Source organism: Mangrovimonas yunxiaonensis, from assembly GCF_000733475.1.
Classification (GTDB): Bacteria; Bacteroidota; Bacteroidia; order Flavobacteriales; family Flavobacteriaceae; genus Mangrovimonas; species Mangrovimonas yunxiaonensis.
In genome coordinates, this window is record NZ_JPFK01000007.1 from 1 (window position 1) to 26523 (window position 26523).

General features: G+C 40.5%; 23 protein-coding genes and 1 pseudogene. 9 read left to right on the forward strand and 15 right to left on the reverse strand.

The features are described 5' to 3' along the window. From IA57_RS12710 to IA57_RS07360, 7 genes are all read left to right on the forward strand, one after another. On the forward strand, window positions 1-371 hold a 371-nt coding region (locus tag IA57_RS12710; RefSeq protein ID WP_236625385.1), incomplete at its 5' end, for an ATP-binding protein. Between the two features lie 8 nt (window positions 372-379). Next, window positions 380-1120 carry a DUF4143 domain-containing protein gene (locus IA57_RS07335; protein WP_236625387.1) on the forward strand — a complete coding sequence of 247 codons (741 nt, stop codon included), beginning with the start codon at window positions 380-382 and terminating at the stop codon, window positions 1118-1120. Between the two features lie 999 nt (window positions 1121-2119). After that, window positions 2120-2662 (forward strand): sugar transferase, encoded by a 543-nt coding sequence (locus IA57_RS07340; RefSeq protein WP_036121466.1) that lies wholly within the window; start codon window positions 2120-2122, stop codon window positions 2660-2662. Window positions 2663-2764: 102 nt separating this feature from the next. After that, complete coding sequence (locus IA57_RS07345) at window positions 2765-3907, forward strand: DegT/DnrJ/EryC1/StrS family aminotransferase (protein WP_084176736.1); 1143 nt, start codon at window positions 2765-2767, stop codon at window positions 3905-3907. A 116-nt stretch (window positions 3908-4023) separates the two neighbouring features. Then, window positions 4024-5973, forward strand: coding sequence for a nucleoside-diphosphate sugar epimerase/dehydratase (locus IA57_RS07350; protein WP_051881013.1), 1950 nt, complete (start codon window positions 4024-4026; stop codon window positions 5971-5973). A gap of 95 nt (window positions 5974-6068) precedes the next feature. Beyond that, window positions 6069-6830, forward strand: coding sequence for a polysaccharide biosynthesis/export family protein (locus IA57_RS07355; protein WP_036121473.1), 762 nt, complete (start codon window positions 6069-6071; stop codon window positions 6828-6830). 3 nt (window positions 6831-6833) lie between these two features. Then, the gene (locus IA57_RS07360) at window positions 6834-9164 is read left to right on the forward strand and encodes a GumC family protein (protein ID WP_051881014.1); all 2331 of its coding nucleotides are present in this window, start codon (window positions 6834-6836) and stop codon (window positions 9162-9164) included. A gap of 84 nt (window positions 9165-9248) precedes the next feature. Here the strand turns inward: IA57_RS07360 and IA57_RS07365 are convergent, their stop codons facing one another. The 12 genes and pseudogenes from IA57_RS07365 to IA57_RS12715 form a co-directional block, all read right to left on the reverse strand. After that, complete coding sequence (locus IA57_RS07365) at window positions 9249-9809, reverse strand: hypothetical protein (protein ID WP_036121476.1); 561 nt, start codon at window positions 9807-9809, stop codon at window positions 9249-9251. A 109-nt stretch (window positions 9810-9918) separates the two neighbouring features. Further along, window positions 9919-10581: a ribulose-phosphate 3-epimerase gene (gene rpe, locus IA57_RS07370; RefSeq protein WP_036121478.1), complete on the reverse strand. Its 663-nt coding sequence runs from the start codon at window positions 10579-10581 to the stop codon at window positions 9919-9921. Between the two features lie 150 nt (window positions 10582-10731). Further along, window positions 10732-11595, reverse strand: coding sequence for a sigma-70 family RNA polymerase sigma factor (locus IA57_RS07375; protein WP_036121481.1), 864 nt, complete (start codon window positions 11593-11595; stop codon window positions 10732-10734). 142 nt (window positions 11596-11737) lie between these two features. Further along, window positions 11738-12937: a glutamate-5-semialdehyde dehydrogenase gene (locus IA57_RS07380; protein ID WP_036121484.1), complete on the reverse strand. Its 1200-nt coding sequence runs from the start codon at window positions 12935-12937 to the stop codon at window positions 11738-11740. 15 nt (window positions 12938-12952) lie between these two features. Then, the gene (gene proB / locus IA57_RS07385) at window positions 12953-13729 is read right to left on the reverse strand and encodes a glutamate 5-kinase (protein WP_036121487.1); all 777 of its coding nucleotides are present in this window, start codon (window positions 13727-13729) and stop codon (window positions 12953-12955) included. A 1-nt stretch (window position 13730) separates the two neighbouring features. Further along, a complete protein-coding gene (proC, locus tag IA57_RS07390) occupies window positions 13731-14537 on the reverse strand; it encodes a pyrroline-5-carboxylate reductase (RefSeq protein ID WP_036121489.1) in 807 nt (268 codons plus the stop codon). A gap of 361 nt (window positions 14538-14898) precedes the next feature. Further along, the gene (locus IA57_RS07395) at window positions 14899-15966 is read right to left on the reverse strand and encodes a hypothetical protein (RefSeq protein WP_131505679.1); all 1068 of its coding nucleotides are present in this window, start codon (window positions 15964-15966) and stop codon (window positions 14899-14901) included. A gap of 81 nt (window positions 15967-16047) precedes the next feature. After that, window positions 16048-17301: a DUF6089 family protein gene (locus IA57_RS07400; RefSeq protein WP_036121495.1), complete on the reverse strand. Its 1254-nt coding sequence runs from the start codon at window positions 17299-17301 to the stop codon at window positions 16048-16050. Further along, window positions 17291-17857: an RNA polymerase sigma factor gene (locus IA57_RS07405; RefSeq protein ID WP_036121498.1), complete on the reverse strand. Its 567-nt coding sequence runs from the start codon at window positions 17855-17857 to the stop codon at window positions 17291-17293. The genes IA57_RS07400 and IA57_RS07405 overlap by 11 nt, the downstream gene beginning before the upstream one ends. A 128-nt stretch (window positions 17858-17985) precedes the next feature. Then, on the reverse strand, window positions 17986-20187 hold the full coding sequence (locus IA57_RS07410) for a polyribonucleotide nucleotidyltransferase (protein WP_036121499.1): 2202 nt from the start codon (window positions 20185-20187) through the stop codon (window positions 17986-17988). 271 nt (window positions 20188-20458) lie between these two features. Then, window positions 20459-20728, reverse strand: coding sequence for a 30S ribosomal protein S15 (gene rpsO / locus IA57_RS07415; protein ID WP_036121503.1), 270 nt, complete (start codon window positions 20726-20728; stop codon window positions 20459-20461). A 126-nt stretch (window positions 20729-20854) separates the two neighbouring features. Beyond that, window positions 20855-21010, reverse strand: a pseudogene (locus tag IA57_RS12715) (acetyl-CoA carboxylase, carboxyltransferase subunit beta); the annotation flags it as partial. Between the two features lie 121 nt (window positions 21011-21131). On the opposite strand from IA57_RS12715, the gene IA57_RS12720 reads away from it, so the two are divergent. Then, a complete protein-coding gene (locus tag IA57_RS12720; RefSeq protein WP_229730259.1) occupies window positions 21132-21596 on the forward strand; it encodes a hypothetical protein in 465 nt (154 codons plus the stop codon). Between the two features lie 25 nt (window positions 21597-21621). Continuing rightward, window positions 21622-22242 (forward strand): transposase, encoded by a 621-nt coding sequence (locus IA57_RS12725; RefSeq protein WP_229730258.1) that lies wholly within the window; start codon window positions 21622-21624, stop codon window positions 22240-22242. Window positions 22243-22409: 167 nt separating this feature from the next. Here IA57_RS12725 and IA57_RS12350 read toward each other — a convergent pair whose 3' ends face one another. From IA57_RS12350 to fbaA, 3 genes are all read right to left on the reverse strand, one after another. Beyond that, the gene (locus tag IA57_RS12350; RefSeq protein ID WP_051881015.1) at window positions 22410-24425 is read right to left on the reverse strand and encodes a leucine-rich repeat domain-containing protein; all 2016 of its coding nucleotides are present in this window, start codon (window positions 24423-24425) and stop codon (window positions 22410-22412) included. Between the two features lie 120 nt (window positions 24426-24545). After that, entirely contained in the window at window positions 24546-25403 is an 858-nt protein-coding gene (gene accD / locus IA57_RS07430) for an acetyl-CoA carboxylase, carboxyltransferase subunit beta (protein ID WP_036121505.1), read from the reverse strand. Between the two features lie 47 nt (window positions 25404-25450). Further along, a complete protein-coding gene (fbaA, locus tag IA57_RS07435) occupies window positions 25451-26518 on the reverse strand; it encodes a class II fructose-bisphosphate aldolase (protein WP_036121508.1) in 1068 nt (355 codons plus the stop codon). Window positions 26519-26523 lie beyond the last annotated feature (5 nt).

The window sequence follows — 26523 nt, forward strand, 5'->3', positions numbered from 1 at the left end:
CGGGATTTATACGGTATGCGTATCACCAGATAAATTGGAAGAACAGGCTTATTGGATTAATTGGTCCAAGAGGTGTTGGCAAGACAACTTTGGTTTTGCAGTATATAAAAAACAATCTGGACATTCGGCAAACCCTGTATGTGACAGTCGAAGATTTCTATTTTGCCAAAAACCGTTTAACAGATTTAGCAGATACCTTTGTAAAGTCGGGAGGAACATATTTGTTTATAGACGAGATACACAAATACCCCGATTGGTCAAAAGAGCTAAAACTAATTTACGATTACCATAAAGATTTAAACGTGGTTTTTACAGGTTCTTCGGTACTCGACATCAAGAAAGGCAGTTCCGATTTAAGCCGTAGGCACTAGTGTATACCATGCAAGGGCTATCTTTTCGGGAATATCTAGCGCTCTTTCATCAGATAAAAGTGCCAAAATTTAGTTTGGAAGATATCCTGAATCTAAAGGTAGACGTGCCTCAAATACCGCACCCTTTACCCTTGTTTTCAGATTATCTCAAGAAAGGATATTATCCCTTTTCTTTAGAAGATGATTTCGATTTGAGGTTACAGCAAGTCGTTAATCAAACTTTAGAAATAGACATTCCTGTTTATGCAGACATGAATGTAGCAACAGGCAGAAAACTAAAACAACTACTGGCCATTGTAGCCGAAAGCGCCCCTTTTAAACCCAATATGAGTAAAATTGCCGACATGTTAAACATTAGCCGAAACAACATTGCAGATTACCTTTTGTATATGGAAGAAGCAGGAATGGTGGCGCAATTGAGAGCTGAAACGGGAGGAGTTCGAGGATTAGGAAAGGTAAATAAAGTGTATTTAGATAATACGAATTTGGTTCATAATTTAGCCAAAGAAAACCAGAATAAAGGAAATGTTAGAGAGACCTTCTTTCTAAATCAATTACGGGTGAGTCATCAGCTTACCACGTCAAATGTAGCCGATTTTAAAATTAATACGATAGATTTTGAAGTCGGAGGAAAAAATAAAGGATTAAAACAAATCAAAACAGCAGCAAACGGTTTTGTAGTTAAAGACGATATAGAAAAAGGGTATCTTAATACAATCCCGTTATGGCATTTTGGGTTGATGTATTAAGTGTAATAACCAGCGTTTCGCATAACAACGGTTTTGTTAAACCACCCTGTTATCATGCAACACAACAAAACTTCCCTAAAAAGCCTCTAATCCCCAATCCCTAATCCCTAAGAACTCCCCACTATCCACTAAAGCACCACCAAAGGGTCACGTCTTCCGTCTTGGCTCATGACTCTTGGTTCCTAATTCAAGAGACACAATAAAATAGAAAAAACAAAACAAAATCCCCCTTTAGGGCCGGGGCGCAGACCTCTCAAATAAGTAAAGCAAAAACAAAATTCCCCCTTTAGGGCCGGGGCAAAGACCTCCCTTTAGGACCAGAGCGCAGACCCTCTAAAAAAAGCCCTCTGTCATTCAGAATAGAGTGCCAGCAAAACGAAGAATCTCAAAAAAACTAATCCCCAATTCCTAATCCCTAATACCTCCCCACTACCCACTAAAGTGCCACCAAAGGGTCACGTCTTCCGTCTTGGCTCATAACTCTTGGTTCCTGATTCAAGAGACACAATAAAATAGAAAAACCAAAACAAAAATCCCCTTTAGGGCCGGGGCAAAGACCCTCCCAAATAAATAAAGCAAAACAAAAATCCTCCCTTTAGGGTCGGGGCTCAGACTCTCTAAAATAAATAAACCAAAACAAGACTCTCCCTTTAGGGTCGGGGCAAAGATTCTCTCAAATAAATAAACCAAAACAAGATTCCCCCTTTAGGGTCGGGGCAAAGAAATCCTCCCTTTAGGGCCGGGGCAAAGACCCTCTAAAAAAAATCCTCTAATCCCCAATCCCCAATCCCTAATCCCCAATCCCCAATCCCTAATTCCTAATAACTACCAACCAAAAACCAAAAACCACCCACTAAAACCCACCACCCGTCATTATTATTCACAGATTCCCTATCTTTGGTTAAACGAACAAGCCTAAAACGAACAAGGCGCCTAATAACAGAACGCCATACGTAAACAACACCCCATTAACACGGGGCTAGGCAATAACATTCCATCATGCTTAAAACCATCTTCGATACCGTGATGGCCTTGGTGCTCCTCCTTGTTTTGGGCGTGCCTTTACTATTACTTTGGGGACTAAGCAGCATAGATGTGCAGGCCAACGGGCTGTTCTTGCAAACCCGTATTGGGCAGTACGGCCAACCCTTTACCATTTACAAACTGCAAACCGTACACCCCAAAAAACGAACCGTTACCAAATGGGGGCAATTTTTAAGGCGCTCAAAATTAGACGAGTGGCCACAGCTTATAAACATTCTAAAAGGCGAGATGAGCTTTGTAGGGCCGCGACCGGATATCCCTGGGTACTACGACCAACTTCAGGGCGAAGCCCGAAACATTTTAACCCTAAAACCTGGGATTAGCAGTTGGGCAGCCATAAAATATAAACACGAAGAAACCTTATTGGCGCAACAGCCCAACCCATTACAGTATAACGACGAGGTAATCTTTCCAGACAAAGTTAAAATGAACCTCGACTATTACTACAACAAAAGTTTTTGTGGCGATTTGAGAATTTTATGGAAAACCATATTCTAAAACTGCCTAAAAGTGTGTACTTTTATGGCCACGATTAATAGCCCTAAAAATACCTAAGAACAACCCCACTCCAAACGGTGTTTGGAGTGCAAAACGACTGTTATGAAAGACAAGATTTGGTTGTCCTCGCCCCATATGGGAGGGCGTGAACAGCACTATGTACAAGAAGCGTTCGATACCAATTGGGTGGCACCTTTAGGGCCCAACGTAAACGGTTTCGAGAAGGATCTAGAAACGTATTTAGGCCAACAGGCTAAAGTCGCTTGTTTGGCTTCTGGGACTTCGGCCCTGCATCTGGCCCTCATACTGGCAGGGGTTACCCATGGCGATGAGGTGCTGTGCCAAAGCATGACCTTCTCGGCTTCGGCAAACCCCATTGTATACCAAGGGGCAACCCCGGTATTTGTCGATAGCGAACCCCAAACCTGGAACATCTGCCCCAGCACACTCGAAGAAGCCATTACAGCCAGAATAAAAGCTAAAGGCACCCCGCCTAAGGCGCTTATTGTGGTGCATTTGTACGGCATGCCGGCCCAGATGGACCCAATAGCGGCCCTGGCTAAAAAATACAACATAACGCTTATAGAAGATGCAGCAGAGGCACTAGGCTCAACCTATAACGGCCAACAATGTGGCACCTTTGGCGATTATGGAATACTGTCGTTTAACGGCAATAAAATCATTACCACTTCGGGAGGTGGCGCTTTGGTGTGTCGTAATGAAGCGGACAAACAAAAAGCCATTTTTTTGGCCACCCAAGCGCGGGATCAAGCACCCCACTACCAGCATTCAGAAATTGGTTATAACTACCGCATGAGCAATATAGTGGCGGGCATTGGCCGTGGACAAATGGAAGTGCTCGATAAGCACATCGCCCTAAGGCAGGCTAACAACCAATTTTACCAAACCCTTTTTAAGCCTATAGAAGGCGTGCGCGTGTTTGCCGCACCGGCGCCAAGCTATGTGTCCAACCACTGGCTGTCGGCCATTATTATGAACGATATGGGACATGGTAAAACGGCCGAAGGCCTACGTTTAGCCCTAGAGGTCGAGAACATCGAATCGCGCCCCCTATGGAAACCCATGCATTTGCAGCCCGTATTTAAAACAGCACCCTATTATGGCGAGAATAGGGTAGCCGAAACCCTATTTGAAAAAGGGGTGTGCTTGCCTTCGGGCTCCAATTTAACCGATACCGATCGGGAACGCATTGCCCAAGTAGTACAAACGTATTTTTACCGTTAACAGAAGATATATTAATGTTATAGAGAACTCTAGAATAAACGCTATATTTGTTTGTCTTCTGGAAGGAAAGGCGATAGGGCTTTGCGCCTGTGATAAACAAAGTGGTTTTTAAGCGAATGAAGTATTTAGAGCGCAAATTTAAGGACTTGGGGTATCTGCCCCGTTGGATTATTTTAAGCATCGATACCATAATCATGATCGTGGCCTGCGTGCCGACCTTTCTAATTGTATCGAATCTTACGTTACGGTCGTACGATGCCTTTTCGGTATCGGCACGCTATGGCATGGTGGTGGTTGTACACCTGTTCTGTTTTGTTATTTTTCGAACCTATGCCGGAGTTATTCGCCACTCAACGGTCTCCGATGCCCAACGGTTGTTGGGGGCTAATTTTGTAGCCTTCATGGTGTTATTGCTGTTAAACTATGGCTATTATGCCGTTATGGGAACCAAAATCTTTTTGGTGCCGGCGCTCATCATTAATTTTGTGCTGTCCTTTATCATGCTGTTTGCGTTCCGCATAGCCGTTAAGTTTTTGTTTGAAAATTATTTGTCTTTCGAACGTCGACGCCAGCTTACCCGCGTAGCCATATATGGTACCGATGCCAATGCCGTAGCCTTGGCCAATGCCTTAAAAACCGAGCAGCCGGCTCGTTACCAGTTGGTGGGCTTTGTGGGCAGTAAAAAGTCCGCCCTAGCTAAGGAATTAATGGGCGTTCCCATCATTAGAAAAAAGAAAAACATCGCGCCTGTGCTGCGCTTGCTAAAAGCCGAGGCGGTTATTATTTCCGATAGGAAATTACCCAAAAGCACAAAACTTCAAATTGTAGAAAATTGCTTGGCGTTTAACTACCAAGTGCTTACCCTGCCACCCATAGTCGATTGGGAGGCCCAACAGCAAATTTCAAAGCGCATTAAAACCTTCGATATTAAGGATTTGCTCGAGCGTAGCCCCATTGTTTTGGACAACCATAAAATTGCCGAGCAGCTAAAGGGTAAGGTGTTATTGGTAACCGGAGCGGCAGGATCTATAGGTAGTGAGATTGCGTATCAGGTGCTAAACTTTGGCCCCGAAAAAGTGGTTTTAGTAGATCAGGCCGAAACGCCTTTGCACCATTTAAGCTTGCAGTTCGATAAATTAAACAAGCCTGTAGAGCTGGTCTCGATTGTGGCCGATGTTAAAGACGCTACCATCATGGGACGTATTTTTGAAACACACCGCCCAGAAGTGGTCTACCATGCGGCAGCCTATAAGCATGTGCCGCTTATGGAAGACAACCCCTATCAGGCCATTAAAACCAATGTGTTTGGCACCAAAAACTTGGCCGATTTGGCCGTGGCCTATAACACCAAACGCTTTGTGTTTGTATCTACCGATAAGGCTGTAAACCCCAGTAACATTATGGGGGCCAGCAAACGCATTGCCGAACTATACGTGCAATCCCAGTATTTCGATAAGCAAAACGCCTCACAAAACACCACTAAATTTATTACCACACGTTTTGGCAATGTGTTGGGGTCTAACGGTTCAGTGGTGCCCTTATTTACCAAACAAATAGAGGCCGGAGGCCCTATAACCCTAACCCATCCCGATATCATACGGTACTTTATGACCATACCCGAGGCCTGCCAATTGGTGCTAGAAGCTGGCGCGATGGGCAACGGGGGCGAGATATTTATTTTCGATATGGGCGAACCGGTTAAAATTATCGATCTGGCCAGAAAAATGATCCGCCTAGCAGGCTTTGTCCCCGAACAGGACATCCCCATCAAGATTATTGGCCTGCGTCCCGGAGAAAAACTGTATGAAGAACTGCTGAACGATACAGCAAAAACCTTACCGACCCACCATGAGAAAATTATGATTAGCGTCGATAAGCAATACGATGATGTTAAGGCTTTTGAAGCGTTAATAGCACAATTGTTAACCCATACCAACCAATTGGATTTAGATGATATGGTGGCCCTAATGAAACAAATCGTGCCCGAGTTTATCAGTAAGAATTCAGAATATGAGAAATTAGACCAAGTCACACCCGAGACGTCCAAAACATCAAAAGAGGCGTAAATTTTAAGATTAAAACAACAGCAATAAGGATATTAAAAAGGCGTTCTTTTGAGAATAACCAAAACCGCGTATCTTTGCTGCCATAAAACAACACTATGAAATTAAAACTTGCCCCCTTATTATTGCTTCTAGGGGTTGTTATGTCTTGCGCATCTAAAAAAGACATCCTGTATTTACAGGATGCCACCACCACAACAACCAAGACCTTAAACTATACCGATCCGGTTATACAGCCTAACGATATTTTAAAAATTACAGTAGAAAGCAGCATGCCCGAAGCGGCTTTGCCTTATAACAAAGTAGCATCTAATACCCTGTCGCAAAACCTGCAAGTCATGCAATTGGATGGCTATCTGGTGGCTAAAGACCATAGCATTCGCTTTCCCGTATTGGGGGCGGTTGCCACCAAAGGACTAACAACAGCTGGCCTAGGCGCACAAATTGCCAAACAGCTAATCGATGGCGGCCACCTGATGGACCCTAGCGTTACAGTCAGGCTAATCAATGCCAAGGTCTCCATTTTAGGGGAAGTTAAACAACCCGGCACCTATAATTTCACCGAACAAAACATCACCCTCATGCAGGCGTTGGGCTATGCAGGCGATTTGACCATTAATGGGAAACGCGACGATATTATTGTCATGCGTGAGGTTGATGAGGAAATGCGTATCGCCCATGTCGACCTTACCGATTCAAAATTTATCGATTCAGAATTTTACTACATCAAACCCAACGATGTGATTGTGGTAAATCCAAACGGCACCAAAGTAAAAACGGCCGGATTTATTGGTAATGCAGGAACCGTACTTACCATTGCTTCTTTAGCCCTAAGTGTCACCATTTTATTAACCCGTTAAGCTATGGACCAACACATGCAATCCCCGCCTCATTTTGATGCCGAAACCCCTACAGACCTCAAGTTAGAGATATACCGCTATTTACGGTATTGGCCGTGGTTTGCAGCAAGCGTTCTACTGGCTTTAATCTTGGCAGTAGGCTACCTAAGGTACACGCCCAAAGTGTACAACACCCAAGCGCAGGTTAAAATTGTCGACGAGTCTGAAGGGCTGGAATTACCCACTTCGGGACTTGTTTTAAATTCGGGGAACATTAATTTAGAGAACGAGATTGCCATCATGACTTCCTACCTGATTTTAGAACAGGTGGTGCGGGACCTAAATTTGAATACCACATTTTTTGTTGAAGGGAACATTAGAACCACCCCTTTAGTGGCGCTTCCGTTTGCTTTCGAACAGACCCTTGCTCCAGACCAGATAGAAACCGCAGTAGGTTACAAAGTGCATGTATTAGACCAGGGGGTTGAGGTGGAACAGATGGACACCGAAACAGTAACCACCTTTGGCCAGCACAACACCTACCTAGAGCAGCACAACTTGCCGTTTCAGATGCGATTAGACAGCACCCAGCAGGCTGCTCTCGGCAAATCCTATATGGTGCATTTAGCGCCTATAAAAGCGACGGTCATGGCGCTTAAACGCAACATTCGAGTAGAGCCGGTAGGCAAACAAAGCGATTTGTTGCGCTTGAGCATTAAAGGCGAATCGCAAGCGCGGTCAGAACTCATTTTAAACAAATTGATTGCCGTGTTTAATCAAGATGGCATCGAAGACCGCCAATTGGTGTCTAAACGCACTTTGGAATTTATAGACGAACGTTTTGTGTTTTTAGCTCAGGAATTGGATTCTATTGAGCTTGATCGCCAAGCGTTTAAGCAGGATAATAATTTGGTGGATTTAACCGTCGATGCCCAATTGGGGGTAGAGCAACGCAGCACCTCCGATGCCGAAGTGTTTAAGGTAGAAAACCAACTGGCTTTGGCCAAGGTGTTACAGCAAGCGTTGCAAACTCAAGAGCCATCAACCTTATTGCCCGCCAATATTGGTCTGGAAAACAGCAGCTTAAATAATCTAATTAACGATTACAACAACCTGGTGCTCAATGCCAACAAGCTTTTGGCCACTGGGGGCGAGAACAACCCTAGGGTGGTTCAACTGCGGGAACAGTTACAACACTTAAACACAAATATTACCGCGTCCTTATCGGGTTATATTTCACAATTGCAGCTATCGCAATCGCAAATGGCTTCCAGAAACCGCCGTTTTGTAGGTCAGGTTGCACAACTGCCTGAAAAAGAAAAGCTGTTACGAGCCATAGAGCGCCAACAAAAAATTAAAGAAAGCCTCTATCTGTTGCTTTTACAAAAGCGCGAAGAGGCTGCGATAAACCTAGCGATTACAGAGCCTTCTATTAAAGTGGTAGAGTATGCACTTACAGATGAAATACCGATTGCACCCAAATCGAAGATTATCTTATTAGGCGCATTTTTAATGGGACTGTTGCTGCCTTTTGGGGTGTTGTATCTGCGTTTTCTGTTAGATACCAAAGTGCACCAAAAGGAAGATATTGCCATGGTGAATAGCGATACGCCTGTTATTGCAGAGATTCCAGATATGAAAAAGGAGGGAACAAAACTGTTTACAAACCCTAACGATCGCTCCATGTTAGCCGAAGCATTTCGAATTTTGGCTGCTAATGTAAATTACAGTTTGCCTTTACATCAAGATGCTTTAGGAAAGGTGGTTTTTTGTACGTCGACCATTAAAGGTGAAGGCAAAACCTTTGTGAGTTTAAACCTCTCTTTAGCCTTGTCCAGTATGAACAAAAAGGTGTTGTTGATTGGAGCCGATTTACGTAATCCGCAAATCCATACAATTGTTAAAGTGAATAAAGATCAAGTGGGGCTATCTAATTGTTTACACAATCCTGAGATAGATTGGAAAACCTGTAAAAAGAACCTTTTTGAGGCACATCCGAATCACCAAATCTTGTTTTCTGGAAGCATACCGCCTAATCCGCCTAGTCTGTTAACCAATGGCCGATTTAAGCAGTTGTTAGAAGAGGCCAAAACCGAATATGATTACGTGATTGTCGATACCGCACCAACCATTTTGGTAACCGATACCACCCTAATCGCTCCCTTAGCAGATGCAACCCTGTATATGGTACGTGCAGATGTTACCGAAAAAAACTTACTACACTTCTCCAAAGATTTGGCAGAGACCAAAAAGCTGAATCATATGCTGTATGTGTTAAACGGTGTAGGAGCCAGCAAAGCCTATGGGTATAGCTATAATTATGGGTATAATTATGGGTATGGACAAAGCCGTTAATACACCACAACACCACAAAAACAACAAAAATTAAAAAAAGCCCCGTATGTGACATATGGGGCTTTTTTTTAACTGTTATATTGTTTACAAACAAAATACAAATTGTAAATGGTGCTGAAAGTGATTGCTATCTACAGGCTCTTGCCCTAAAGCAAATTTAGCGACACTTTGTACTTTTATGCCAAAACTGTGTGCCGAATTTAACCAAGCAACAGCACCAACACCTGCATTTAGAGAAAGGTTGGTTTCTTTAACAATAAACAACCCAGGCCCTGCACTTACATAAACATCTAACCAAGAGCGGTGATCCCATAATAAATCACGACCAATGTGGTAATTGGCGTGAAGGTCAGTAGCAAAATAGGTTTCGTCCTCTGGAAGCTCAAACCCATCTACGGTTTTTCCTGAATTAAAACCATTTAAGGATAATGCAACGTCTGCCGAAAAGCTGTCTGAAATAAGCTTGTTGGCACTAAAAGAAATAGGGTGTTTAAAGGCCCACTCATCAGGACTGTTGTATGGTGAGCGCAAACCAAGATTATTAATAAGGTTAGCACCAAAACTAAAACTCCATTCGCTGGCTTGGTGTTGCGCAAAACTTGAAAGGCTAAAAATTAAAGCGATTGTAAGGCAAAAGTATCTCATATTTAAATTTTGTAGGATTTTTGATAATAAACTTCAAATATAGTATAATATTATAAAAAACAAACCATATAACGCTATGGGCTATGGCAAGTTTAAAGTTATGCTTGTGTTAAGAATTGGCTAACGCTTTTAGGTCGGCAATAGTAGCCAATTGGTCTGCACTTTTAAAGACATAGCTGCCTGCAACCAACACATCGGCGCCGGCATCGATTAAAGCCTTGGCGTTTTTGTTGGTAACCCCGCCGTCAATTTCAATGGTTGTGCTAGCCCCCTTTTTAGCGATTAGGGCTTTAAGCTGCTGGATCTTGTTGTACGTGTTTTCTATAAAGCTTTGTCCGCCAAAACCAGGGTTGACACTCATAATACAAACCAGATCAATGTCAGCAATGGTGTCTTCTAAAAGAGACACATTGGTATGGGGGTTTATGGCCACGCCGGCTTGCATGCCTTCGGCTTTAATGGCTTGAAGGGTGCGGTGCAAGTGGGTACAGGCTTCGTAATGTACGGTAAGGATGTCGCTGCCTAATTCGGCAAAGGTTTTAATGTAACGATCGGGGTCGACTATCATTAAATGCACATCGATGGTTTTTTTGGCGTGTTTGGCAATGGCTTGCAAAACGGGCATGCCAAAAGAGATGTTAGGAACAAAAACACCATCCATAATATCGATATGAAACCAATCGGCTTCGCTGTTGTTTACCATGGTGATGTCGCGTTCTAGATTGGCAAAATCTGCTGCAAGAATCGATGGGGCAATTAATTTTGAACTCATGTGTTGTTGCGATTGTTTGTTGGTGCAAAAATAGCGTAAAAAAATGAACCCTCGGTCATCACTCCGAGGGTTCTTTCATCAATCAAAAAACGAACAGTTATGTTATTGTAACTGTTTGTTGCGGTAATATAATGTAATTTTTTAAAAATCCTAACCCAAGTAGGTTTTTAATATCTTGCTTCTTGAGGTGTGCTTTAAGCGTCTTATGGCCTTTTCTTTAATTTGGCGCACACGCTCGCGGGTAAGGTCGAAAGTTTCGCCTATTTCCTCTAGGGTCATAGGATGTTGGTTGCCCAAACCAAAGTACAAACGAATCACATCGGCTTCACGCGGGGTTAAGGTTTCCAAAGCGCGTTCAATTTCCGTGCGTAAGGATTCGTGTAATAATTCTTTGTCTGGATTTGGCGATTCCCCACTGTTTAAAACGTCGTAAAGGTTAGAGTCTTCACCTTCTACTAAAGGGGCGTCCATACTAACGTGGCGGCCAGAGTTTTTCATAGACTCCTTAACATCGTTAATGGTCATGTCCAGTTCTTTGGCAATTTCCTCGGCACTTGGTGGGCGCTCGTGGGCTTGCTCTAAAAAGGCAAAGGTTTTGTTTATTTTGTTAATAGATCCAATTTTGTTTAGGGGCAAACGCACAATACGCGATTGCTCGGCCAAAGCTTGCAGAATAGATTGGCGAATCCACCAAACAGCATACGAGATGAATTTAAAACCACGGGTTTCATCAAAACGTTGGGCCGCTTTAATAAGCCCTAAATTCCCTTCGTTAATTAAATCGGGGAGGGTAAGCCCTTGGTTTTGGTATTGCTTGGCTACCGATACCACAAAACGCAAGTTGGCCTTGGTAAGCTTCTCTAAAGCAATTTGGTCGCCCGCTTTAATGCGTTGTGCTAATTCTACTTCTTCATCGGCAGTAATCAGGTCAACCTTTCCAATTTCTTGTAAATATTTGTCTAAGGAAGCCGTTTCCCTATTGGTAACCTGCTTCGTGATTTTAAGTTGTCTCATCTAAAAAAATACGGTGTAAATACGTTTGGTGTTGCTTATACTTTTAGTTATACGTAAAAAACACAGAAAATGTTACAAAACAGCAAAAAAAAGCTGCAATATTAAACTGCAGCTTGAAAATGTGAACTTTAAATGTGTGTTTTTAAACTCTCACGTGGCCATCACCAAACACATAGTATTTGTTGGTAACTAATTGTTTTAAGCCTAATGGTCCACGATGGTGTAATTTATCGGTGCTAATAGCGAGTTCGGCACCAACACCCATTTGCCCGCCATCTGTAAATCGGGTAGAGGCATTATGATACACTGCTGCGCTATCTATTTGTTCCATAAATATAGCGGCAGTAGCTTTGTTTTCGGTGATAATGGCTGCAGAGTGTCCGCCCGAATATTTGTTAATCATAGTAATCGCTTCGTCTGTTGAAACAACTTCAGCAAGGACAATCTTTAAGGCTAAAAACTCTTCGTACCAAGTGTCTTCATTGTCGATCGTGGTTTCATTAGATAATATATTACCGACCTTATCATCGGTTACAATGGTCACGTTAACAGCGTGCAGAATTTCTTGAAGCTCTTTCAGTTTAGCGTTGTAATTAGGAATGTTTTTATTAATTAAAACTTTATCTAACGCATTACAGCCTGAGATTTTATCGGTTTTAGCATTCACGATTACTTTAATAGCTTTTTCCCAATTGGCATCTTCCGAAACATATAGGAAGTTATTACCACGACCACTAACAAGAACAGCACAAGAGGCATGATCTTTAACAAATTTAATTAGGCGTTCGCCACCACGAGGCACAATTAAATCAAGTGGTTCCGATGGGTTTCTTAAGAATTCTTGAGTTTCTTCGCGTTTTAAGTGTAATAGTCTAATCCAGTCTTTAGAAAGTCCGTTACTTTCTAAGGCTTCATGCCAACATTGTTCTAAAATTAAGTTGCTATTAATGGCTTCTTTACCGCCTTTTAATAAAATGTTATTGTTGGCTTTAAAGGCTAATACAGCTGCTTCTATAGTGACATCTGGTCTAGATTCGTAAATAATTAAAATCGTACCAAAAGGGGCCGTTTTGTTGGTGATTTGCAACCCGCTATCCAAGGTCATGTCAGAAATAGTCTGTCCCACAGGGTCGTCCTGAGCCATAACTTCTTTTACGGCTTGAATCATGCCATCAACTTTTGCTTCGTTAACAACCAGTCGGTCGTATAACGCTTGATCGTCTCGATTAAACGCATCGAGATCTTTTTTGTTGGCGGCGATAATGTTTTGGCGTTCTCTATCCAAGATGGTGATCATGGATTGAAGCACGTTATTTTTTATATCTGAACTTAAAAGTTTCATAGGTATATTATTTTTTTAATGAATAAATTTTGTGCCTACCGCTTTATCGTCAACAATGTCTACAATAACATTTTCACGTTTTCCGTTGGCGATATAGGTAGGGATGTTTTTTTTGGCAGTGCCTTTGGCAATTTTTAATTTAGAAGCCATACCACCACGACCTTCGCCTTCTTTTTTATTAGAGGCTTTGACGTATTTTTCAACGTTTTCATCGACTTTAACTTCGTTAAGTTTTTTAGAGTTATCGTCGTCCGGATGTCCTGTATAAAGGCCATCGGTATCTGATAAGATAATCAATCTATCGGCGTCAAGCAACTCGGCAACAAGACTGGCAAGCTCGTCGTTATCAGAAAACATAGACATGGTTAAAGATACGGCATCATCTTCATTGGCAATAGGAATAACGCCTTCCGATAGTAAGCCTTCGTAACAATTCACCATGTTTTGACGGTGTTTGCCTGGGTCGAAATCGCGTTTTGTGGCTAATACTTGAGCGCAACGCATACCGTAATCGTGAAAGATGCTGTAATAGTGCCGCATCATTCTTGGTTGCCCAATGGCCGAATAGACTTGGCGTCTAATTGATTTGTCTTTTATTTTGGTTTTTCCTAAGACTTCTTTTCCAGCAATAGCCGATCCAGAGGATACGAGGATAACCATAACATCGCGTTCGTAAAGTACCGCAATTTGTCTAACGAGTTCTCTTAAAACAGGGCCTAATATTCTATTGTCTTTATTAGTTAACACATTGGTGCCCACTTTTACAACAATACGTTTTGTGTCGTTTTTCATCTTATTTGTCGTTCCCTAGTTCTACAGCGCGATCAAAAGCGGCATAAGCAGCTTCTTGAATAAGTTGCTTTACATTATTATCTTCCATAGAGTCTATAGCCGCTTGTGTGGTGCCGCCTTTAGACGCTACGCGGTCAATCCAACTTTCTGGCGAAATATTAGATTGATTAAATAATTCGATAGCACCTTCAAAGGTGTTGCTTACAAGGACTTTAGAATCGTAGTCTGAGAACCCCATTTTTTGTGCGGCTTCTAGCATAGATTGCATAAAGTAAAACACGTAGGCTGGCCCACTACCCGAAATACCTGTAGAGGCATCGATATATTTTTCGGTGTCTACATGAATAGAGGTTCCGGTGGTATCTAATAAATTTCTAGCCATAAGAAGCTCTACTCTAGACACATCTTTAGACTCGGTATACGAAGTCACACCTTTACCTACTTTTGCCGGCAGGTTTGGCATGGTTCTAATCACTTTTTTGGCACCTAATAGCTTTTGTATGGTATGGATAGTTACACCAGCCATTAGAGATACAAATATTTGTTGTTGGTTTATCATAGGTTTCATGTCTTCAAACAAGCTTTCACTATGATAGGGCTTTACAGCTATAAAAACGATATCGGCTTTTGGAAGGCAATCTTCCAAGCTTTCGTAAACGTCAAAATTGGGGGTTTCTCTAAGTGTTGAAATTTTCTTTGGATCAGTATCATAAATTTTTAGGTTGTGTTTTCCTAAAAGTGGTGATTGCGACATGCCTTCGGAATATGTTAATCCCATGTTTCCTGCTCCAATTACAAGTACTTTCATGTTTTGTTTTTAAAATATTGATTTTCAGTGTTATTTGCTATATAAAGCCACAAGGATTGTGCGATAGTGCCAAATGATATTACGGATTTAAAAAATTATGATATTGAAACGTTTTTCCTCTTTATTGTATGATGTTGGAAGAGAAATGAAGGTTTTCTTGAAGAATGTTAAATTATAGCGTTGCTAAAACCTGTCATTATGTCGGCGACAAAATAGGGGAGTGCGTAAAAAAAAGCCTTAACAGTTGTGTTAAGGCTTTCGTAATTATATAATAAGAAACGCTTATTTTGTTGTTGAAGCACACACATAAAAAACGCCTTGATTCTTAAATCAAGGCGCTTTGGTTATGGATAATAATAGCTTAACAAAATATAAAATTAAAGGTTATTGGAATAATGCTGTAGGTGGTGGCGTTTTCAACGCGCAACCAAAACGTTATTTGGCTATCAGCTACGACATAAGGCTCTAATTCATCTAATACATTGGTTTGGTCTTGGGCATCTGCTGCCGTACTATAGTAGGTTGTGGTAATGTTTTCGGGGCTGTTTGAAATAGCATCGATATAGATGGCATCTAGGAGACAAGAGGTATGGTCTCCTAAAACAATTTCGGTCACCTCAATATTATCGAGATGGCATATTGAAAAATCCAATCCTGTATTAACGCAGCTTTGGTTTATAGTACAAAATTGACGCAGTATAACCGAGGTGTTATTTGCATCTAAACGCATTTCGGTGTCGCTAAGGTAGGTAACAATCCAATCGTGATTCCAGAAATTGGACGTTGCATCTTCACTGTTTAAATGAATGTTGAGGTGCAATTCGTCTTCGATAAAAAGAGGCGACCAAGACCCTATTAAATGCGTGTCGTCGAACGAAAAATTGGTGGCTCCGTTTTGGCCCTGAAATAAGGCTCCCGCATAGGTGTTGTTTGTGTGCTCTGAATAAACAACCTTCCAAAAACAGCTGTTTATTAATGTTTCGGATGCGCCTAAAAGCACGTCTTTTATACAGTTGTCTATGGCTTCTTTTAAGGCGTCATTAGAATTGATGGTTAATTGGGTGCCATCCTCTAGGGTGCTTTCTATGGGGTAACTAATGCTTATGGCCTGCGCGCTCGTTAATTGGCCTAATAAGGCGCTAAATTCCGCATCAGAATTAAGCATGTGAATGCTTTGGTACGCGTTGTTGTCATCAAATGTAAAAATGGTTAAGGGATAAACAAATTTAACACAGCTAACTTTGGTCGTGTCCAAATCGTTTTCAGGAACTTCAGCAACCCTGCGAATTAGGTTGTATAATTCAGAATCGACCTCGATGGTAGCTTCTTGATTGAAATCAGGGGTGTCGATAGGTTCGTTTTCGCAAGCGAAGAATAAGAACAAAGATATGGCGATTGAACATGTAAGGAGAAGACGAGTTATTTTCATGGAGTTTAATGTAATGGTTTATTATATAGTCTAAATACCCACAAAAGGTTGCGTTTAAAAGGTGTTGTTTTTGCAAAGCATCTAAAACCGATATTCAATACCTGCAGAAATGGAAATGGTATATGGCAGCACCTTCTCATAGTTTCTATAGGGGGCGACATAATATTTGAAACCCGATTCAACAGTTAAATATAAATTTTTAAAGACGTTTGTTTGAACACCTAAGCCGGCATTTAATGCCAAAGACGATTGGTTAAAATCGGTTTTGTTAGAGCTGCTATAGCCCGTTGAATGACCGCGCTCGTTTATGGTTGCGTCATAGACAAATAGGTAACTTAATCCCGTAAAGACATAAGGGGTGATTTTCTTGTCGATAAGCTTGTATTTAAGCTCTAAAGGGATTTCGGCATAGGCTATTTTTTGCTGAAATGTGGTGCCATTATCCGTCCAAGTTTGCTGTAAATTTAAGAGAGATACTCCCGACCTAAAGCTTAGTTTGTTCGCAGGGCGAAAGGTTAGATATACCCCGTAGCTAATCCGGTTATTGTCGCTGAAAGATTTTTTAAACCCGTTGTATTGAGTACGTGAGATATACGGGTATAGACTCCATTTTTTTAGGGGTTTAGAGGTTGAAACCGAGTCTTTGGAGGCCTCTGTTGTTGCTTGTGCATCTTCCGGTTGCAAGGGCTTATGTGTCAAGGTATCGCTTTTTAAGCTGTCTGGAATGTTTTCTGAACTTGTGCTTTTATGGCGTTGTTTGGTTGCATTCTTTCTTGATGATAAACCGTGTTTTGACGCGCTGGTCTGGGCTGCAATAGCCTGTTTTACCTGACCAGTAGTTGGGTGTTCCCCTTGATTAGTAGCCGGGTTTAGTTTGGTGGTGCCTGGTGTTTGTTTTGGCGTTGCAAATGCTGTTGCAAGGGTGTTTTTAGAGGGGCCTGCTAAGGGGGGAACTGGTGTTTCAGTTGCTTTAGTGGTTACGGCTTGTGTTGCTTTAACGGGAGCCGTTTTAAAAGTAGAAACAGTGCCATTGCTGTGTGTGGATTTTGGCTTATGCTGATTTTTAGGAGCGTTTGTGTTAGTGGTTTTGGCCCTTGTTTGCGTGGTCGTGTTGTTATTTGGGGATATGCTGGATTTCGAGAGTTGCCAATATTGCCCTAATGCGATTAAAACCAATAATAGGGCAGGGATGCCCCACCACAGGATTAAAAGACGTCTTTTCTTTTTGGGTTTTAACTCGCGCGCTATATGTTCCCAAACGACATCATCTGGGGATGCGCTATAATTTTGTAAGCGTTCCTTAATGCCTTTTCCAAGTGGTGTTTTAGATTCCATTTTTAATTGCTTTTTTGTTAGGAGTTTGGGCTTTACGGTGTGTGGTTATCTTATCCTTTAAAATAAGTTTGGCGCGGTGTAAATTAGACTTCGATGTGCCAACAGAGATGTTTAATTGGGTGGCAATTTCTTGATGGCTATAATCGTCCAATTCATACATATTAAAGATTAAGCGGTATCTGCTGGGTAATTCTTGTATAAATTTGAGGATGTTTTTTAAGGGAATTTTAAACAAATCTTCTGTATCAACATAGATGTCCGTAAAAATATAGTCGTCTTCTACAAGCAGAAAGCGACTTTCTTTTTTGTATTTGTCTATGGCCTTATTAATGGTTATTCTCTTTATCCAGCCTTCAAAAGAGCCTTTCCCCGAGTACCTATGGATGTTTGTAAATATTTCTATAAAAGCATCCTGTAAATTATCTTGGGCATCTTCCTTGTTCTTACAGTATTTTAAACAGCACATAAACAAGCTGTCTTTATACATGTTGTATAAGGCTAGTTGTGCTTGCGGATTGCGTTTTTTACAAGATTTTATCAGCTGTTCTAAAGTCAATATAAAAAGCGATTACATTATAGGTTGCAATAAAGGGCTTATTCTATAGTCTTCAAAGAATAAAAAGGTTGCGTAAAAAAAAAGGCTTTTAAAAAAAAGCCCTTTTTATATCTTGAAAAACCCGCAGTTTAATTGTTTTCTCTTGGTTTGCGGTCTCGGTCTCTGTTGTTGCCTTTGCTGTTGTTGTCTCTAGGCGGTCTTTCCTTAAACCCTTCAGGTTTTGGTAAAAGAGCCTTTCTCGAGATTTTTTCGCGTTTGGTACGTGGGTCAAAACCAAAGTACTTCACGTCAACAACATCACCAAGGTTCATTACATCGGTAACATTGCTGGTGCGTTCCCAAGCCATTTCAGAAATGTGCAACAGTTGTTCGTTTCCTGGGGCTTCGGTAAATTCTAATACCGCACCAAAATCAAGAATCTTAACCACTTTCATTTCGTACACGCTGCCTTTTTCAGGTTTAAAAGTCATGGCCTCTATTTTGGCCAATACAGCATCGATACCTTCTTGGCTGGTGCCTAAAATTTCAACAATTCCCGTTTCTGTGGCTTCGTCTTCGTTAATAACGATAGTCGTTTCGGTTGTTTTTTGTAGCTCTTGGATGTTTTTACCGCCAGGCCCAATAAAGGCACCAATAAGGTCGCCAGGAATGGTTGTAGTAACCATTTTTGGGGCATGGGGTTTTACATCGGCATTAGGCTGGGCAATGGTATCGGTAAGTTTGCTTAAAATATGCAAACGACCATCACGGGCTTGTTTTAAGGCTTGTACCAAAATGTCGTAGCTTAAACCTTTAATTTTAATGTCCATCTGGCAGGCGGTAATTCCGTCGGCTGTTCCGGTTACTTTAAAATCCATATCCCCTAGGTGGTCTTCATCACCAAGAATATCGCTTAATACCGCATGACGCTCGCCATCGGAAATTAGACCCATAGCAATCCCCGATACAGGTTTGTGCAATTGCACCCCGGCATCCATAAGAGCCATGGTTCCGGCACATACGGTAGCCATAGAAGACGAACCGTTGCTTTCCAGAACTTCCGATACCACTCTTACAGTATATGGGCAATCGGCAGGTACCATTTTCTTTAAGGCACGTTGTGCTAGGTTACCATGCCCCACCTCGCGGCGTGAAGTCCCTCTAATAGGCCTTGCTTCACCGGTTGAAAATGGTGGGAAATTGTAATGTAAATAAAAGGTCTCTTCGCCTTGGTAGGTTGGTAGGTCGATAACGTTGGCCTCTCTAGAGGTGCCTAAGGTTACTGTTGCCAAGGCTTGGGTTTCCCCACGCGTAAAGATAGACGATCCGTGTGTTGATGGCAGGTAATCTACCTCACACCAAATCGGGCGAATGTCGGTTGTTTGTCGGCCATCCAAACGCACCCCTTCGTTAAGGGTAAGGTTTCTAACGGCTTCTTTATGGGTTTTGCTAAAGTATTTAGAAATAAGTTTCCCGTAAGCTTCTTGCTCTTCTTCGGTAAACAAAGCAATTACTTGCTCTTTTACTTCGTTAAAGGCTAAGCCGCGTTCTTGTTTAGACGAGCCTGCTTTGGCAATGTCGTAACATGCTTGGTAAGCGGCTTCGTAAACTTTTTGCTCAATGGCTTCGTCCTCAAGTTCGGACTCGTAAGCACGGGTGGCTTTTTTACCAAAAGCTTCTGCTAAGCGCACTTGGGCTTCGCATTGTTCTTTAATGGCCTCGTGGGCAAATTTAATGGCGTCTGCCATTTCTTCTTCCGAAATCTCGTTCATCTCACCTTCAACCATCATCACAGAATCGGCAGAAGCACCAATCATCATATCAATATCGGCAGTTTCTAACTGTGCGCGGCTAGGGTTAATAACAAATGCCCCATCAATACGTGCTACACGCACCTCAGAAATAGGGGTTTCAAAAGGAATATCGCTTAGTTGAATGGCGGCAGAAGCGGCCAAACCAGCTAAGGCATCTGGCATAACGTCGTCGTCGTGCGACATTAACTGAATCATGACCTGTGTTTCGGCATGATAATCTTTTGGAAATAACGGGCGCAAGCAACGGTCTACCAAACGCATGGTTAGAACTTCGTTGTCACTTGGTCTGGCCTCACGCTTAAAAAAACCTCCCGGGTAACGCCCAGAAGCGGCAAATTTTTCGCGGTAGTCAACCGTTAGTGGTAAAAAGTCAACATCCGAGGCGTCGTAGTTAGATACAACGGTACAAAGCAACATGGCCTTGCCCATTTGCACAACAACCGAACCATGGGCTTGTTTAGCCAGTTTTCCGGTCTCGATAGAAATTTCTCTTCCATCGTCAAGAGTAATTACCTCTTTAAAAGTTTGTGGAATCATACATAATTAATTCTTGTTCAGGCCTAACAGGGCCCAAACTTGGTTAAACATTGGCGTTGTGTTGTTGTAGTTGTTGTGGTTACCAATGAAAAACTAAAATTTTTCAGCTTTTTGTCTTTATGGGCGTGCCCCTTAGGGGTCAGGCTTTCCGCTGTATCTTTTTTGGGTTGGTGGCCTTTTGCTGGTGTTAACAAAGTGCGTTTTTCCCAAAAAAGGATGCCGCTTCAATCCTTCACGCAAACAAAAAAGAGGCCGCAAAGCCTCTTAAATGTTATTTTCTAATACCTAATTCCTTGATTAGCTCACGATATTTAACGATATCTTTTTTCGCTAAATAATCTAGTAACGATCTACGCTTACCTACCAACTTTACCAGAGCACGCTCGGTGTTAAAATCTTTGTGATTGTTTTTCAAGTGGCCTGTTAGGTGGTTAATTCTAAACGTAAACAAGGCAATCTGACCTTCTGTAGAACCAGTGTTTGTTTTACTGCTTCCGTATTTTTGGAAGATCTCTTCTTTTTTCTCTTTTGTTAAATACATGCTAATATTGTATAAATGATTGTTATGTACAGCCCAGTACTAATTGGGCATTTTTTTTTTGAAAGGCTTTCTTTCAAGCGGCAAATATACTAATTATTTGTTAGTAACAAGATGCTGGACTTAAAATTATGCTCTTAAGGGCTGATTTGTAATTAAATCGATATACAAATTCACCTTGTTTTTTAAATCTTTTCTGTGGGTAATAAAGTCTAAAAAGCCATGTTCTAATAAAAACTCCGAGGTTTGGAAGCCTTCTGGCAGCTCTTGGCCGGTAGATTTTTTCTTCCGACTTTTTTTGTTTTACACACCTTAAAAACAACAATTTAACTTGTTGAAAATCAATGTTTCACCTTGTTTTTATGGTGTTTTTTTTTGTATCTTATTTACTGATAATCAATTAATTATGTCGGTATTTAAAGACCACAAAGTATCGGTAAAACAATTGTTAAGTGTTGTTCCAGAGGCGCTTCTGTCAAATTTATCATTAACCACAAAAGTCGATTATTACACCAAAATCCTTCATGGCAAAAAACTATTCTATTTATTGCTCTATGGCATTATTGAGAATGAGAAATTGAGCCAGCGTACCTTAGAAGACACTTTCAATGATTATTTGTTCAAAACACTTTTTGATTTAGATAAGTCGGAAACGGTAAGACGAAGCTCTATTTCTGAAAGGTTATCTAAAATCGACTCAGACTATTTCAAGCAGATATACCAGTGTGTTTATGAACAATTTCATGACACCTATCCTGAAAAAGACAAAGCAAAACACCATTTGATTCATGTAGATAGTTCTATGGTCGGTGAGGCTTTTGCGAAGTTGTTAAATGGAATAGATCATAAGAACGGTAAAAAAATCCGTTAAATACAGTATTGCCTTTGACGGTCTATTGCCTTGTGGTTCTGAGGTATTTACCGAACCCAAATATTCAAGTGAAGATATAGCCTTACCAAAAGCTATACTAAACCATGTAAAGCAAGAAACACATCATCAAAACATTTACGTTATAGATCGAGGCCTTCAATCTGCCAGGACCATGAAGAGCTTTAGCAGTAATACGATTTCCTTTATCGTTAGGGCTAAAGAGAATAGAAAATATGTGGAATTAGAATCATTGATTGATGGCAATCAAGATTTAAACTTAGGAGAACTGGCCCTTATCAAAGATAGTAAGGTATATCTTTACACAGGTAAAGCCATTAATAACAAGAAAGGGAATGTTCATTATAAAGAAGAATTGGTAGAAACACCTTTTAGGCTGATTATTACTAAAACAAAAACAGAAGAGGCTAAAGAGTTTTGGTTTATCACCAATGAATTCAATCTATCTGCCAAAGAAATTGCAGAAGCCTATAGAAAACGATGGGATATTGAGGTATTCTTTAGATTTATAAAACAAGAACTTAATGTCAGTCATTTAGTCTCATTAAATAAAAATGGTATAGAGGTTATGTTGTATATGACTTTAATCGTGGCAATGCTAATTCTTATCTATAAAAAAAGCCAATAATTTAGGGTACAAAACAGCTAAAAGAAGATTTAAAATGGAATTAAGAAACTTAGCTATAGCAATGATTGTAGTTATTTGTGATGGAAATTTAGACCATTTTGAAACCTAATAATAAAAAATGGTCGGAATTTCTTCCGACCATGACTGGACCAAATGGTCGCCTTTTATTAATTTGAACAATCTGTATCTCCCCAGCCAGTGACATTTGGTGGAAGGTTAAAGTCTTCTATGTTTTCAACCATATCCCAAACCTCTTGAGGTAAGCATAAAAGAGTTGTATTATTATATATATTAAAAACCTCTAAATTGGATAGATTACCAATTTCCACAGGTATACTGGTTAACGGATTTTGGGTTAAAGTTAAGTCGGTTAAATTATTCAGATATCCAATTTCTGAAGGGATAGTAGATAAATTATTATTGTCAAAGTTCAATTTAATTAAATTAGTTAAATTTCCAATAGATGAAGGAATATCATAGATCATATTGCTGTTCATTGAAAATTCAGTTAAGCTAGTTAGATTACCTATTTCTTCCGGGACGGAAGAAATATAATTATGACCTAAATTTAATATGGATAGGTTTGATAAATAACCAATAGAGCTAGGTATAGTTGTGATGTTAGTATATCTAAAACTCAAGTGGGTTAATTCAGATAAATATCCAATAGAATAAGGTATTGTAGAGAATGAATCTCCCTGAAAACTAATGACACTTACTCTACCATCATCATTTACAACAACACCTAAAATCTCTTCTAATAATTCAATGACTTCGCTTTCGTTTTGGGAATTCCAGCGGGGATCGTTGTGGTATTGAGGAAGAAAATTATTTGAAACATAAATTTCCTTAACAACTGCTGCATCGGTGAAAATGTCGAAATCATTTAAGTTCGTAATTTTAATATTAAAATAACCTGTTTTTTCATTAAAATCATCTGCATAAGAATAGTTTAAAGTAGCCACAGTTTCAACAATATTAGGGTCGTTTAAAAGGAGCTTTAAAGAAAGATTTCCGTTATTAAAGTTTAATGAATTTATAGTTACATCACTATTAGTAATTGAAAATGTAATATTATTATAAATGTCATTTGTGGTTATGATATTCTCTGTAGTGCTGTTTTGGGGAATAGTAATAGGTGTATTAAACGGATCCAATTGGAAAAGTGAAGGTGCATAATTATTATAACTATTAATCACGTTGTTTAAGCTATTTAATATGAAATTGTTGATCGTAGCAACATAAGAAAAGAAGTTGTTAATAAGTTCATTGTCGTCATTGTTGTCAGACGCCTTTAGGCTTCTCATATTATTTGTTATGGTAAAATCTTTTGAAACACCACTTGTAAAAAGAATTGGTGAGTTTCTGTTTTCACTTAAGTGGGATTTGGTAGATGAAGCTTGTTTAGAAGATACAAAGTTATCAAGCTTCATAAAAACATGTTTTATTTTACTTGTTAAGAAATTAGAACAATTCTCTACAGCATTTTTAAAAGATACTACAGCTCCAGCTGCAGCAAAAATAGAGATAGGCATAGTTGTGGGGTTTGCAGTAAGTGCCGCAATTCCTCCTAAAATAGCTGTTTTAAATTTTGCTTCTTGACATTTAGAAAAACTAGGTAACGCATCACTTGTTATAGCTGTTCGATTTGAAGAAAGGGAACCGTTTAATAGATCCTTGTTTATAAAGTAAAATTCAGCAATACTTTGTTTTTCAGAATTCGTTAAGGATGCGTAATAGGCATTAAAACTATCAATAAATTCTTGAACTTTTTCACCTTGGTCAAACCCTGAGGTATCAGTTGTGTTTAAGTTTGTTATAAAAGGTTCTATTGTCTCTTCTGGGGAGACACTAAGGGATGTCTGCTTTACTTTGTAATTTATTTTCAAATTTAATGAGTTGATTTCTAACAGATTGGTTTCATTAATGGCTGTAGAACTTGAAGGGACTAAAAAGGCTAATTCTCCTTCAGAGACATTAATGAGTTCTATGCTTGAACCATTAAAAGTTCCTTGGTAATACTCTTGATTTAGGTTTTCATGTTTGATTCTTACAATTTCAGAAGTGTAAACTGTACCTCCATCTCGTGTGACTTCTTGGTCCGATGAGCTATCGTCTGATGAACAATTGTTGAAATTTAAAGCAATGAGTAAAAAAAAGAAAATTGTTTTAAGTGGTTTCATTAAATGGGGAATTAAATTTGAAAAACATTATTAGTCATTATATGTGATGATGATTTTACAAAAAAAATAAAATATTAAAAAAAAAAAAATACTCAAATTGAGTATTTTTTTAAAGTTTGCTTAATTTCTAATGGATTGATTGGTAATCAAGTCAATATATAGATTTACTTTGTTTTTTAAATCTTTTCTGTGGGTAATAAAGTCTAAAAAGCCATGTTCCAACAAAAACTCCGAGGTTTGGAAGCCTTCTGGCAGCTCTTGGCCGGTAGTATCTCTAACCACACGAGGGCCTGCAAAGCCAATTAACGCCCCGGGTTCGCTAATGTTAATGTCGCCCAACATGGCAAACGAGGCTGTGGTGCCTCCGGTTGTGGGGTCGGTACAAAGCGAGATGTAAGGTACTTTAGCTTCGGCTAATTGGGCCAGTTTGGCCGAGGTTTTTGCCAGCTGCATTAGCGATAGGGCAGCTTCCATCATACGGGCACCGCCAGATTTAGAAATCATTAAAAACGGAATGTTCTTTTTTAGGGCATAATCGGCAGCACGCGTTATTTTTTCACCTACTACACTTCCCATAGACCCGCCAATAAACGCAAAATCCATACAAGCCACTACAAGATCCTGACCTTTCGATTTTCCTACGGCCGTTCTTACGGCATCTTTAAGCTGGGTTTTTTCCTGTGCCGCCTTTAGTCGGTCTGGGTACTTTTTAGTATCGACAAACTTTAAGGGATCTTTAGAGTCTAGCTTAGCATCTAACTCCTTAAATTTGTTGTCGTCAAAAAGAATTTCAAAATATTCCTTGCTTCCTATTCTTACGTGGTAGCCATCTTCTGGACTCACATAGAAGTTCTGTTCCAACTCTTTGGTGTCTACAATCTTTCCCGTAGGCGATTTGTACCAAAGCCCTTTTGGGGTGTCTTTCTTTTGATCGGTAGTTGTTTGTATACCTTTCTCTTTTCGTTTAAACCAAGACATTAAAAACTGTTTTTTTTGATTAGAAGTTGTTAGTTGCTAGTGCAAAGTTATAAAGTATTTACATTATTAAGGTCTTCGAAGGCTTTTTTTAATCTCGAAATAAACGCTTCTTCGCCTTTTCGTAGCCAAACCCTAGGGTCGTAATATTTTTTATTTGGGACGTCGTCGCCTTCTGGGTTGCCAATTTGCGCCTGTAGGTAATCGGCCTTGTCGGCCATATAATCTCTAACGCCACTCATAAAGGCATATTGCATATCGGTATCGATATTCATTTTAATCACCCCATAGCCAATGGCTTCCCTAATTTCTTCTACTGTCGATCCCGAACCTCCGTGAAATACAAAATCGATGTGGTTGTGGGGCACGCCATATTTTTCAGATACGTATTCTTGCGAGTTCTTAAGAATTTTAGGGGTTAGCTTAACGTTGCCGGGCTTATACACACCGTGTACGTTACCAAAGGCAGCGGCTATGGTAAACTGGTCGCTTATTTCACTTAGTGCTTCGTAGGCATAAGCAACTTCTTCTGGTTGGGTGTACAGCTTGGAGTCGTCTACATCGGTATTGTCTACACCGTCTTCTTCACCGCCGGTAATGCCCAATTCAATTTCTAGGGTCATGCCCATTTTGCTCATGCGGGCAAGGTAAGTTTTACAAATGGCAATGTTTTCTTCTATAGGTTCTTCGCTTAAATCAATCATGTGGGAGCTGTATAGCGGCTTGCCAGTTTCGGCAAAATGCGCTTCGCTGGCTTCTAATAAGCCATCAATCCAAGGCAATAATTTTTTGGCACAGTGGTCGGTATGCAAAATAACTGGAACCCCATACAGTTCTGCCATTTCATGCACGTGCTTTGCGCCTGCAACGGCCCCTGCAATAGCGGCTTGTTGGTTTTCGTTGCTAAGGCCTTTACCGGCGTTAAAGTGGGCGCCTCCGTTAGAAAACTGTATGATAACGGGAGCGTTTAGGGCAGCTGCAGTTTCTAAAACCCCATTTATGGAGTTAGACCCTACAACGTTAACAGCGGGTAAGGCAAAGCCTTTTGCTTTGGCGAGCTTAAAAATTTCCTGTACGTCTTTACCAGTTGCAACTCCTGGTTTAATATTGTGTGCCATGTTTG